We start from the raw sequence: 12,228 nt of genomic DNA, 5'->3' as shown, positions 1-12,228 counted from the left end.
TATGCACCCATTATGATAAACAGCGAAGATACGCTGGATATCTTTGGGGTTGTGACGTTTATCGTGAAAGCGGCAAGCTGATATGTTTGCTCTGGTTGATGTGAACTCGTTTTATGCCAGTTGCGAGACTGCATTCCGGCCAGATCTGAAAGGCAGGCCGGTAGTTGTTCTGTCAAATAACGATGGCTGCGTTATCGCCCGTAACGCTGAAGCCAAAAGAGCTGGTGTGAAAATGGGGGATCCGTATTTCAAGCAGAAGGACTTATTCCGTCGATATGGCGTTGTTTGTTTCAGCAGCAATTACGAGCTTTATGCAGATATGTCCAGCAGAGTAATGTCCACGCTGGAGGCAATGTCCCCCCGCTGCGAAATATATTCAATTGATGAAGCCTTCTGTGACCTGACAGGTGTAAGAAACTGTCGGGTTTTGCAGGAATTTGGGCAGGAATTAAAAGATGCCGTTTATCAAAATACAGGTCTGGCGGTTGGCGTTGGTATTGCTCAGACAAAGACGCTGGCGAAACTGGCGAATCATGCAGCCAAAAAATGGCAGAGACAAACGGGTGGGGTGGTGGACTTATCTAACCTGGATCGCCAGCGCAAACTGATGGCTGCACTGCCGGTTGATGAGGTCTGGGGAGTAGGGCGCCGTATCAGCAAAAAGCTGGAGGCTATGGGGATTAAAACGGTTCTGGATCTGGCTGATACTGATATTCGTTTTATCCGGAAGCACTTTAATGTTGTCCTCGAGAGAACGGTGCGCGAACTGCGCGGCGAACCCTGTCTCGAACTGGAGGAATTTGCCCCCGTAAAGCAGGAAATTGTCTGTTCCAGATCATTCGGGGAACGTATTACGGATTATGACTCTATGCGACAGGCCATCTGCAGCTATGCGTCGCGCGCAGCAGAAAAGTTACGTGGAGAGCATCAGTATTGCCGCTTCATATCTACTTTTGTTAAAACGTCACCCTTTGCGTTGAACGAACCGTACTACGGTAACAGCGCGTCGGTGAAGCTGCTCACCCCGACACAGGACAGCCGGGATATCATTGCAGCAGCGACGCTGAGTCTGGATGCAATATGGAAAGACGGGCACAGGTATCAGAAAGCCGGGGTAATGCTGGGGGACTTCTTCAGTCAGGGCATCGCCCAGTTGAATTTGTTCGATGACAATGCGCCGCGCCGGGGTAGTGAGAAATTGATGGAAGTTCTGGATCATCTGAATGCAAAGGAAGGAAAGGGGGCGCTTTATTTCGCCGGACAGGGGATCCAGCAACAATGGGCGATGAAGAGAGAGATGCTGTCACCACGATACACGACCCGCTATGAGGACCTGCTTCAGGTTAAGTAACAGGCTTAATTAAATCTGCTCCCTGATTGTTCACATTCCCGACAGCACGCGTTACGGCATGCCATATAAATTTATCAGCCGACACGGAACCGTCGGCCGCAATTTCCGCAGCTTCTTTCCCTCCAGTATCCTGCCTCATCCATTCGCGAGCGGCTTCTGGTGACAGTACCAGAGGCCGCCTGTCGTGAATATCTACCAGCCCTTTGTCGGCCGCAGCTGTCACTATCAGGAAACCTTCTGCTTCATCTCCACGTTCGAATGGTGTGCTGCCGATCGCAGCCATAAAAATCGGCTGACCGTCTGCCCGGTGAATAAAGTAAGGTTGTTTCTTGTCGCCTTCCTTTTTCCACTCAAACCATCCATCAGCAAAGCAAATTGCGCGGCCATGCTGCCAGAGTGGTTTAAACATTCTGCTGGTGGCTGCAGTTTCAGACCGTGCGTTAATGAGCGGCGGTTTATCCCACCAACCGGGGGCGTATCCCCAGATAACTGGATCAAGATGCAGCTGCTCATCACGTTCGCTCAGAAGCAGAACTTTTGTTCCTGGCGCTACATTGAATCTTCCGATGGGTTCTGGATCGTATGGAATATCGCGTTCTGATTCATCAGCGAGCAGGGCAAGATAATCTTCACGCGTCATTGACTGTGCAAAGCGTCCACACATAGAAACCTCCAGCCATATGTCAGACTGAAAGTATAGGGCAGTAAGAAAAAGTGGTGCGCACCGTTAAAGATTTAAAAGGAGCTTGTAAGGTAAATCGGAATGATGGTTATGTGAATTGATGTATTCCGAAAGTGAAAAGGATACTTAATCATCGTGTGCTAGCGATCCGGGGGGACATTTGACGGGGTGATTCCCCAGTAATTCCCCATTGCTTCCTTGTTCAGAARACAGGCATAAAAAAACCAGCYGTAWCAGGCTRGTTCTTAGAGGATTTTTGRTYGRCACGAGAGGATTTKAACCTCCSRSCCCCGACACCCCATGACGGTGCGCTACCAGGCTGCGCTACGTGCCGACGCTATGGCTGACAATACTACTGCTTTCCAGCGTGAATGCAAGAGGGTGGCTTGCTAACTGATTTATAATTAATCAGTTAGCAATAAATCGTTTCTCATCCGTAAGAACTTGCAGCAGCAGGCTCAGCTGCGGTTTCTGATCTTTTATCTTCTCACCGTGTAAATCATAGGTCTGATAGTTACCGTTGTTGTTAAGCACCAGCGTCATCTCTGGCGTGGTAATCGCCAGCGTGCTGCCGTCGGCGGCGGTAACCCAGTAATGGCGGCGGGTTGCATTAAACAAATCCTGGCCCTGCGAGTACTCGTTAGCTGGCGTGCTGACGTGGAGCAGACGTTGCATGAGCGTCGTCATCAGGTCCGTATGATCGGTCAGGCTATTGATGCGCTGAGCAGGTGTTCCCGGCCAGTGAATAATCAGAGGAACCTGCAGATGACCGCGCGACCAGGCAAAATTGTTCTCTTCCTGAGTCAGCGGTACGCCCCGACCCGCGGTAATAATCACCACCGTGTTGTTCAGTTTACCGGAGTCGCGCAGGGCGCTAAGGATCCGGTTAATGTTGGCATCCACATCCTGAGCGGCATTGGCGTAGCGTTTGGCAAAGTTCTTCTGGTTGCTGTCGTTCAGGTTCGTCCCGTTAAAGGAGACCCAGGAGAACCAGCGGTTATCTTCCTGCGCGTAGCGGCCCAGCCAATTGATCCACTGGCTGGCGGTCTGCTCGTCAGACTGCGTTTGCACGCTCGGCATAGAGAAATCTGACAGTAGCGCCTGGCGATAAAGTGGGCTGGTAAAGCCATCCGAGGAGAATAGCCCCAACTGATATCCCTGCTGGTTCAGCGCAGAGATCAGCGCCGCAGGCGTTCGGGTCGACAAAATGCCGTCCATATAGCTTGGAGAAACGCCATAGAACAGGCCAAAAATCCCGTTATCCGTGGTGTTGCCTGTGCTCATGTGACGCGTAAAGGCGATATTCTGCTCAGCGAATTCAGCCAGCGCTGGCATCTGTTTTTCAAAACGGGAGTAGTTCAGGCCGTCTACGGTGATCAGCAGAACGTTCTGTCCGGTTCCCATATCGCGGTAGCGCAGTTCGCTGAGCGGGTACTGCACGGAAACCGCTTCCGGGTTTCCCTGCTCGATCAGGCGGCGTTGATATTCTTGCGCATCCAACAGACCATGTTTTTCCAGAAACTTGCGTGCCGTCATCGGGTAGGAGAGCGGCAGGTTCGCGCGTTGCATGGTAATAGGGCGATAGAAATTGGCGTCTGCCCAGATGTACACCACATGCGAGGCGATAAAGGAAACGAAGAAGAATGCGGCTAACGGTTTAGCAAAATGGCGACGACGCGTCAGGCTGCGTAGTTTTTGCCAGCTCCAGGTCGCAAACAGCATTTCGATTAACAGAATAACCGGCACGCTGATAAACATCAGTTGCCAGTCACGCGCCGCTTCATTCTGGTCAGGGTTAATGACCAGTTCCCAGACGATCGGGTTGAGGTGCAGGTGGAAGCGGGTAAAAACTTCGCTGTCGATTAACAACAACGTCATGCCAGCTGTCGCCAGAATAGCTGATAAGAATCGCATCAGCCTCTGGGACATGACGATAAACGTCAGGGGAAACAGGATCAGCAGATAGGTGGCAAACACCAGGAAGCTAAAATGCCCGACAACGCTCAGGTAGGAATAAACGCGCCCTGCAAGCGTAGTCGGCCAGTCGGCGACAAACAGGTAACGGCTACCGAGTACCATGGCCAACAGAATGTTGAACAAAGCAAACCAGTGCCCCCAGCTAACCATCTGGGAGACTTTCTCACGGTAGCGCTGACGATGAGTTACCATAAACTGTTGTTCGTTTCCCCGGATCAGGCTCTTAATGCGCTTGGTCGTCGTTTACCGAAGACTGTAATGCGCGGGCAAAAGAGTTGGCAATCGCCTGGCGCTGGGCCGGTGCGATGCTTGTATTGATAAGGTTAGTCACCATGTTTCCCAGTACCATCAGGGAAAGATCGGTCGGCGCCTTATGTTTTTCCAGTACGTTGAGCATCTCATTCAGCAGTTGTTCAACGTGTTCGTCACTATAGCGGGAAATTTGTGGCATAAATCGAAATCAGTCTGTTCATGAAAGGGCAACATATTACCGTACGGACAGTTTTTTTTCTGCTTTTTTATCTTCTATTGCGTCACTGCCCGGCAGGTGGTTGAATACCGCCCGGTCTAAAAGGAGAGTTTATCATGAGTCTGGATATCAACCAGATTGCCCTGCACCAGCTTATCAAACGTGATGAGCAAAACCTTGAGCTGGTCTTGCGCGATTCATTACTGGAACCGACAGCGACCGTTGTCGATATGATGGCTGAACTGCATCGGGTGTATAGCGCCAAGAATAAAGCCTATGGCCTGTTCAGCGAAGAGAGCGAGCTGGCGCAAACGCTGCGTTTACAGCGTCAGGGTGAAGAGGATTTTCTGGCCTTTAGCCGTGCCGCGACAGGGCGTTTGCGGGACGAGCTGGCGAAATATCCTTTTGCCGATGGTGGTATTGTCTTGTTCTGCCATTACCGCTATCTGGCGGTAGAGTATCTGCTGGTTGCCGTACTGAACAATTTAAGCAGCATGCGCGTCAATGAAAATCTGGATATCAATCCGACGCACTATCTGGATATCAATCATGCGGACATCGTGGCGCGTATTGATTTAACCGAGTGGGAAACCAATCCGGAGTCCACACGCTATCTGACGTTCCTGAAAGGGCGGGTAGGGCGCAAAGTCGCCGATTTCTTCATGGACTTTCTCGGCGCCAGCGAAGGTCTGAACGCCAAAGCGCAAAACCGCGGTCTGCTGCAGGCGGTCGATGACTTCACCAATGAGGCGCAACTGGATAAAGCCGAGCGCCAGAACGTGCGGCAGCAGGTGTACAGCTACTGCAACGAGCAGCTACAGGCCGGTGAAGAGATTGAGCTGGAGTCGCTGTCTAAAGAGCTTTCCGGCGTCAGTGAAGTCAGCTTCAGCGAATTCGCTGCTGATAAAGGCTATGAGCTGGAAGAGAGCTTCCCGGCGGATCGCAGTACGTTGCGCCAGTTAACCAAATTTGCCGGCAGCGGCGGTGGGTTAACCATTAATTTTGACGCCATGCTGCTGGGCGAGCGTATTTTCTGGGATCCGGCTACAGATACCCTGACCATCAAAGGTACGCCGCCGAACCTGCGCGACCAGCTCCAGCGCCGCACGTCGGGCGGGAAGTAAAACCGTTTGCCGGATGGGTCGCAAACGCCCTATCCGGCCTGCGTGATTCATCTTTATCGCGAACAAAATTCCATAAAAAAACCCCGCCGAGGCGGGGTTTTCTTCAACTTCCAGGCGATTACGCGCGAACGAAGTCGATGTGAGTCAGCTTCGGCTTGAAAGCGTGACGCTGTACAGCCTGAGCTTTAACTTTAACTTCTTTACCGTCAACAACGATGGTCAGAACTTCGCTGTAGAATTCAGCTTTAGCTTGCATGTTCATAACTGCATCGTGATCCAGTTCGATAGCAATCGGGGCTTCTGCGCCACCGTAGATGATTGCCGGGAACTTGTTAGCGGCACGCAGGCGGCGGCTCGCACCCTTACCCTGCTCTTTACGTACTTCAGCGTTGATAGTAAACATTTAAATCTCTCTTTAATAATTCCTGCTACAGGCGACCCAGCAACAGGTAAGTGATCTGCTTTGCGTATGCAAAAGCGGGCGAGATTCTATACTCAAACGGCTGGTACATCAATCAAAAGTACAATTTACCGCGTAATTCATGTGCCCGGCGAAAGCGACCTTCATAATCGAAGACCTTTTCACGCACCTGCCAGTACTGACCTTTCATGCGCGCAACCACGAAATCAGGATGGCGTAACAGTGCCTGCTGGGCGAGGATATCGGCGGCGGTTATCCAGCGTAAGGGAATACCGGGGGTACGGGTGTGCGGGCGAATAAACAGTTGTTCGAATGCCGTACGCTGCGCGGGAGTGTGTAGACGAAAGCGTTCGCTGACGTCGGCTCCGTCTTCATCGTAATAGGTGATTTTTAGCCATTCGCCTTTTTCATCCTGGCCATTTTGTAACACCATACCGCTACAGCGCAGGACCAGCGCATCTTTTAGCCTCAACGCCGCTTTCAGCATATCATCCGGGTCGACCAGCACTGTATCGCATTCACGGCAGCGGCGGGCGGCAATGTCATTTTCCGCGTTGCACTGCGGGCAATTTTTAAAACGGAAACGAAAGTCGCACTGTTCGCGATGACCGTCATCATCTTCAAACCATCCCTGGCAGCGGCGACCAAAGTGTTCAATCAGCGTGCCGTCAGCCGTTGTTTTACCCCAGAAGGTGTTGGCAAATCCGCAGGCAGGGCAGAACACCTGTACCGGCACGTTGTCGCTTTTTCCCTTCGGCGCACCCACTTCCGGGGCGTACAGATCGTGGGGATTGCCCGCGTAATCGAGGATCAGACAGTCGGTTTTACCTGGGGCCAGGCGCAGTCCGCGACCAACAATTTGTTGGTACAGGCTGACTGATTCCGTCGGGCGTAGAATGGCGATAAGGTCGACGTGTGGGGCATCGAAGCCGGTAGTCAGGACCGACACATTCACCAGAAAGCGAAAGCGCTGGGCTTTAAACTCTTCAATCAGTACGTCACGCTCCGCGCCTGGCGTCTCTCCGGTAATAAGCGCGGCATCGTCAGCAGACAGCAGGCCCAGAATTTCTTTGGCGTGTTCAACGGTGGCGGCGAAAATCATCACCCCTTTGCGCGTCTGGGCAAACTCAATAATCTGGCTGATGATATGCGGCGTGATTCGCTGCTGCTTTTTTAATTCCCGATTAAGGTCCGCCTCGCTGAACAGGCCATTACTTTGTGCCTGCAGGCGGCTGAAGTCATACTGTACGACCGGCATGTCGAGGCGTTCCGGCGGCGTCAGGTAGCCGTGTTTAATCATGTAACGCAGCGGTAATTCATAAATGCAGTCGCGAAACAGCGCTTTTTCATCGCCGCGCACCATTCCGTGATAATGAAAGTGGTAAATCCAGCCTTTACCCAGACGAAAAGGCGTGGCGGTAAGCCCCAGCAGGCGTAAGTGGGGATTGACGTTGGTCAGGTGAGTGAGGATTTGCTGATACTGACTCTCTTCATCATCACCGATGCGGTGACATTCATCGACGATCAGCAGGGAAAACTCTCCCTGAAAGGCATCCAGATTACGCGCCACCGACTGTACGCTGCCAAATACCACTTTTCCGTGGCTCTCTTTACGCTTCAGCCCGGCGGCAAAAATATCGGCCTCCAGCCCCAACGCGCAATATTTGGCGTGGTTTTGCGCGACCAGCTCTTTGACGTGCGCCAGTACCAGCACGCGACCACGCGCCACGCGGGCCAGTTCCGCTATCACCAGGCTTTTGCCCGCGCCGGTTGGCAGGACGATAACCGCCGGCGTGCGGTGGTGGCGAAAATGGTTGAGCGTGGCGTCCACGGCTTCTTTTTGGTACGGGCGAAGAGTAAAAATCATGGGCTCACTAAGGTAAACAGTAACAATGAATAGTATGCCATGAATCATTTCCCTTGAGGGATGGTGTAACGCCGCTATACTGGGCGGATAACAGTCCCACTTTTCGGGCGCAAACCCGATTCTCGTATTTTTACAGGCAAAAATCACACTCATGCGACTTGATAAATTTATCGCTCAGCAACTCGGCGTCAGCCGCGCTATTGCCGGGCGTGAGATCCGTGCTAACCGCGTTACCGTCGACGGTGAAATCGTCAGAAATAGCGCCTTTAAGCTGCTGCCAGAACATGACGTCGAATATGACGGCAATTCCCTGATTCAACAGAATGGCCCGCGCTATTTTATGTTGAATAAGCCGCAGGGCTATGTTTGTTCAACGGATGATCCGGATCACCCGACGGTTCTTTATTTCCTCGATGAACCCGTCGCACACAAATTACATGCGGCAGGCCGTCTGGATATCGACACCACCGGACTGGTGCTGATGACCGATGACGGACAGTGGTCGCATCGCATCACTTCGCCACGTCACCATTGTGAGAAAACCTATCTGGTGACGCTGGAATCGCCGGTGGCGGATGATACCGCCGAGCAGTTTGCCCGTGGCGTACAACTGCATAACGAAAAAGACCTGACAAAGCCGGCCGTGCTGGAAGTCATTACGCCAACTCAGGTGCGATTGACCATCAGCGAAGGGCGCTATCATCAGGTGAAACGCATGTTCGCCGCCGTGGGGAACCACGTTGTAGAACTGCACCGTGAACGGATCGGCGCCATTAAGCTTGATGATGACCTTGAGCCTGGCGAATACCGTCCATTAACTGAAGAAGAAATTGCCAGCGTTAACTTAACCCCGCGTTAATCTCAGGAGCTAAATGTGACCACCCGGCAGAACTCGTCAATTGCCATTGTCTTTATCCTTGGCTTGTTAGCCATGCTGATGCCGTTGTCGATTGATATGTATCTTCCGGCGCTGCCTGTTATCTCTGAACAGTTTGGTGTGCCTGCCGGTAGCGCGCAGATGACCCTCAGTACCTATATTTTAGGTTTTGCGGTGGGGCAGTTGCTGTATGGTCCAATGGCAGACAGCATTGGGCGTAAGCCGGTAATACTGGGCGGAACGCTGGTGTTTGCGGCGGCGGCAGTTGCCTGTGCGCTGGCGCAAACTATCGATCAACTGATCATAATGCGTTTCTTCCATGGTCTGGCGGCTGCGGCGGCGAGCGTGGTTATCAACGCCCTGATGCGCGATATCTATCCGAAGGAAGAGTTCTCGCGCATGATGTCATTCGTCATGTTGGTCACCACGATAGCGCCATTGCTGGCGCCCATTGTGGGCGGCTGGGTGCTGGTATGGCTGAGCTGGCACTATATCTTTTGGATCCTCGCCGTGGCGGCTATTCTGGCTTCAGTGATGATCTTTACGCTGATCAAAGAAACATTGCCCGTAGAGCGTCGCCAGCCGTTTCGCTTGCGCACTACTCTTGGCAACTTTGCCTCGTTGTTTCGTCATAAGCGCGTACTGAGCTATATGTTGGCCAGCGGGTTCAGCTTTGCCGGAATGTTTTCTTTCCTTAGCGCCGGGCCTTTTGTCTACATTGAGATTAACCATGTTTCACCGCAGCATTTCGGTTACTACTTCGCGCTGAATATTGTTTTCCTGTTCGTGATGACCATCATCAACAGCCGCTTTGTTCGCCGGGTTGGGGCATTGAATATGTTCCGTGCGGGGCTGTGGATCCAGTTTGTGATGGCGGGCTGGATGGTTTTCAGTGCGCTGTTCGGGGTAGGTTTTTGGGCGCTGGTGGTGGGCGTGGCGGCATTTGTCGGCTGCGTGTCGATGGTGTCATCTAACGCGATGGCGGTCATCCTGGATGAATTCCCGCACATGGCGGGAACGGCATCATCTTTGGCGGGGACGTTCAGATTTGGCATTGGCGCTATTGTTGGGGCACTGTTGTCACTGGCGACCTTTAACTCGGCCTGGCCGATGATTTGGTCGATAGCGTTTTGCGCCACCAGCTCTATTCTCTTCTATCTCTACGCCAGTCGCGCTAAAAAACGGTGATCTAATACACAACCTGGAGGTCATAGGGCCTCCAGAGTTGATGTATATCAACCGCAAATCTATCAATTCTCCTGCTTATGTTTATTTTATGTAAAATCAATTTATGTAAAAAGTCACATCATTGTAGTTAAAAAGGTTGAGTTAGATCGCAGAAACGAGTACATATAGCCCGGAAATTTGCCAGAACCATTGAATAAATTTAAATACCTGGTTCGGAAAGCAGCATATGGACATGGGTGTAAACGTTTACCAACTGTTTAAAGACGTTTTGTCAATGATGTGTTAATATTGATGTAAAATAATTGTGAAGTGATTGTGCTTCCAGGGAAAGAAAGTGATGACATTACAACTCTCAATCGTTCATCGTCTGCCGCAGTGCTATCGTTGGTCGGTGGGTTTCGCAGGTTCGAAAGTTGAACCGATTCCGCAAAACGGCCAGAGCAATGAGAACAGCCTGGTGGCGCTCAAATTGCTCAGCCCGGATGGTGATAGCGCGTGGTCAGTCATGCATAAACTCAGCCAGGCCCTCAGTGACATTGAGGTTCCTTGTTCCGTTCTGGAATGCGAAGGGGAGCCGTGCCTGTTTGTGAATCGTCAGGATGAGTTTGCTGCGACCTGCAGACTGAAAAATTTCGGCGTGGCAATCGCAGAACCTTTTTCAAATAACAATCCGTTTTGAGCGTCAGCTTAGCGCGAGCAGCTGACGCGTATAGGCCTGTTGTGGCGCGTTGAATACGTGCTCGCATTGCCCCTGTTCCACAACTTCTCCCTGCCTTAGCACAATAACCTGATGGCACAACGCGCGTACGACATGCAAATCATGGCTGATAAAAATATAGGCCAGACGATGCTTTTCCTGTAAGGACTTTAACAACATCAGGATTTGCGCCTGTACGGTCCTGTCGAGTGAGGATGTCGGCTCATCCAGAATGATCAGCGAAGGTTTTAGAATCAACGCCCGGGCAATGGCTATGCGTTGACGTTGACCTCCGGAAAACTCTGCGGGATAACGATGTCGCGTTTCGCTATCCAGCCCCACTTCCGTCATGACCGCTTTCACCTGCGCTTCACGTTGTTCGGCAGTAAGTGTCGGTTGATGAACGCGTAGTCCCTCCTCAATAATTTGTAGCACGCTTAAGCGTGGGTTTAGCGAGGAGTTAGGATCCTGAAATACCACCTGAATGCGGTGACGTACGGGTAACAGCTGGCGACGATTTAAGGTATGCAACGCCTGGCCATCGAACACAATACTCCCCTGCGATGTGATTAGCCTCAGTAGCGCCAGCCCGGTGGTGCTTTTCCCGGAACCTGACTCACCGACCAGCCCCAGCGTTTCACCGGGCCGCAGGGAAAAACTGACGTCGTTGACCACGACGTTATGGTCTACTACGCGCTTCAGAATGCCTTTGCGGACAGGGAAGGCGACGCGGAGTTTTTCCACTTCCAGCAAGGGAGCTTGCCCTACAGGTAAGGGGACCGGGTCACCGGAAGGTTCGCTGTTTAACAATTTCTGCGTGTACGGATGCGAGGGCGCAGAGAGCAGTTGTGCGGCACGATTTTGCTCAACGCACAGGCCGTTTTGCATGACCGCCACGGTATCGGCCAGCTTTTTCACAATGCTGAGGTTATGGGTGATGAACAGTAATCCCATATTCAGCTCTCGCTGTAACTCCCGTAACAATTGCAGGATCTGTGCCTGGACGGAGACATCCAGCGCGGTGGTGGGTTCATCGGCAATCAGCAGTTCTGGCCGCGTTAGCAGCGCCATGGCGATCATCACACGTTGGCGCTCACCGCCGGACAACTGGTGCGGGTAATCTGCGAGACGTTTGGCCGCCTGACGGATCCCGACGCGGTCCAGACAGGTCAGAATCTCTGCCCGGGCGGCCTCGCGACGCATTCCCCGATGCAGCGATAGCACCTCGTAAAGCTGTTTTTCCAGGTTGTGAAGCGGGTTCAGTGACACCATCGGCTCCTGGAAAATCATGGCGATTTTGTTCCCTCGTACGCCGCGAAGCGTCTGCTCGTCGGCGTGAAGCAATGATTCACCATGGAAACGAATATCACCGGCAAGATAGACCGCAGGAGGGGACGGTAATAAGCGCAGAATAGAAAGCGCGGTCACACTTTTCCCTGAGCCAGATTCGCCCACCAGCGCCAGCGTTTGCCCGGCATCAACCCGCAATGAGAGAGTGTTGACCACGGTGCGCACACTCTCCTGGTGGCGAAAACCTACCGATAAATTCTCAATAGCTAACAGAGGTTGTGTCAT

General features: G+C 52.3%; 11 protein-coding genes, 1 tRNA gene and 1 pseudogene. 6 read left to right on the top strand and 7 right to left on the bottom strand.

Annotation, left to right across the window (positions count from 1 at the left end; genetic code table 11):
- Together JSN25_RS22285 and JSN25_RS19955 are read left to right on the top strand one after the other, a co-directional pair.
- Nucleotides 1-81: pseudogene (locus JSN25_RS22285) on the top strand (DNA polymerase V subunit UmuD); the annotation flags it as partial.
- Nucleotide 82: 1 nt separating this feature from the next.
- A complete protein-coding gene (locus tag JSN25_RS19955) occupies nucleotides 83-1,351 on the top strand; it encodes a Y-family DNA polymerase (protein WP_204525284.1) in 1,269 nt (422 codons plus the stop codon).
- Here JSN25_RS19955 and JSN25_RS19950 read toward each other — a convergent pair.
- The 4 genes from JSN25_RS19950 to JSN25_RS19935 form a co-directional block, all read right to left on the bottom strand.
- Complete coding sequence (locus JSN25_RS19950) at nucleotides 1,344-2,015, bottom strand: SOS response-associated peptidase (RefSeq protein ID WP_204525283.1); 672 nt, start codon at nucleotides 2,013-2,015, stop codon at nucleotides 1,344-1,346. The two genes, JSN25_RS19955 and JSN25_RS19950, sit on opposite strands and share 8 nt — an antisense overlap.
- 278 nt (nucleotides 2,016-2,293) lie before the next feature.
- A tRNA-Pro gene (locus tag JSN25_RS19945) sits at nucleotides 2,294-2,367 on the bottom strand.
- 74 nt (nucleotides 2,368-2,441) lie between these two features.
- Nucleotides 2,442-4,202, bottom strand: coding sequence for an LPS biosynthesis-modulating metalloenzyme YejM (yejM, locus tag JSN25_RS19940; protein ID WP_038642064.1), 1,761 nt, complete (start codon nucleotides 4,200-4,202; stop codon nucleotides 2,442-2,444).
- 31 nt (nucleotides 4,203-4,233) lie between these two features.
- Nucleotides 4,234-4,461, bottom strand: coding sequence for a YejL family protein (locus JSN25_RS19935; RefSeq protein ID WP_003027506.1), 228 nt, complete (start codon nucleotides 4,459-4,461; stop codon nucleotides 4,234-4,236).
- A 134-nt stretch (nucleotides 4,462-4,595) separates the two neighbouring features.
- Between JSN25_RS19935 and yejK the strand changes: the two genes are divergently transcribed.
- Nucleotides 4,596-5,603, top strand: coding sequence for a nucleoid-associated protein YejK (gene yejK / locus JSN25_RS19930; RefSeq protein ID WP_006683753.1), 1,008 nt, complete (start codon nucleotides 4,596-4,598; stop codon nucleotides 5,601-5,603).
- 118 nt (nucleotides 5,604-5,721) lie between these two features.
- Here yejK and rplY read toward each other — a convergent pair whose 3' ends face one another.
- The gene (gene rplY / locus JSN25_RS19925; protein WP_006683755.1) at nucleotides 5,722-6,006 is read right to left on the bottom strand and encodes a 50S ribosomal protein L25; all 285 of its coding nucleotides are present in this window, start codon (nucleotides 6,004-6,006) and stop codon (nucleotides 5,722-5,724) included.
- A 112-nt stretch (nucleotides 6,007-6,118) separates the two neighbouring features.
- Nucleotides 6,119-7,891 carry a DNA repair helicase RadD gene (radD, locus tag JSN25_RS19920; RefSeq protein ID WP_204525282.1) on the bottom strand — a complete coding sequence of 591 codons (1,773 nt, stop codon included), beginning with the start codon at nucleotides 7,889-7,891 and terminating at the stop codon, nucleotides 6,119-6,121.
- 151 nt (nucleotides 7,892-8,042) lie between these two features.
- Between radD and rsuA the strand changes: the two genes are divergently transcribed.
- From rsuA to JSN25_RS19905, 3 genes are all read left to right on the top strand, one after another.
- On the top strand, nucleotides 8,043-8,750 hold the full coding sequence (gene rsuA, locus JSN25_RS19915) for a 16S rRNA pseudouridine(516) synthase RsuA (protein ID WP_061382086.1): 708 nt from the start codon (nucleotides 8,043-8,045) through the stop codon (nucleotides 8,748-8,750).
- A gap of 15 nt (nucleotides 8,751-8,765) precedes the next feature.
- The gene (locus JSN25_RS19910; RefSeq protein ID WP_042307254.1) at nucleotides 8,766-9,956 is read left to right on the top strand and encodes a Bcr/CflA family multidrug efflux MFS transporter; all 1,191 of its coding nucleotides are present in this window, start codon (nucleotides 8,766-8,768) and stop codon (nucleotides 9,954-9,956) included.
- A 334-nt stretch (nucleotides 9,957-10,290) separates the two neighbouring features.
- The gene (locus tag JSN25_RS19905; RefSeq protein ID WP_029139605.1) at nucleotides 10,291-10,635 is read left to right on the top strand and encodes a YejG family protein; all 345 of its coding nucleotides are present in this window, start codon (nucleotides 10,291-10,293) and stop codon (nucleotides 10,633-10,635) included.
- A gap of 3 nt (nucleotides 10,636-10,638) precedes the next feature.
- Here JSN25_RS19905 and yejF read toward each other — a convergent pair whose 3' ends face one another.
- Complete coding sequence (yejF, locus tag JSN25_RS19900) at nucleotides 10,639-12,228, bottom strand: microcin C ABC transporter ATP-binding protein YejF (RefSeq protein ID WP_087857387.1); 1,590 nt, start codon at nucleotides 12,226-12,228, stop codon at nucleotides 10,639-10,641.

This window comes from Citrobacter cronae (genome assembly GCF_016893685.1).
Taxonomy (GTDB): domain Bacteria; phylum Pseudomonadota; class Gammaproteobacteria; order Enterobacterales; family Enterobacteriaceae; genus Citrobacter; species Citrobacter werkmanii.
The sequence above is the reverse complement of the archived record's forward strand: the minus strand, read 5'-3'. Positions and strand labels throughout refer to the sequence as shown.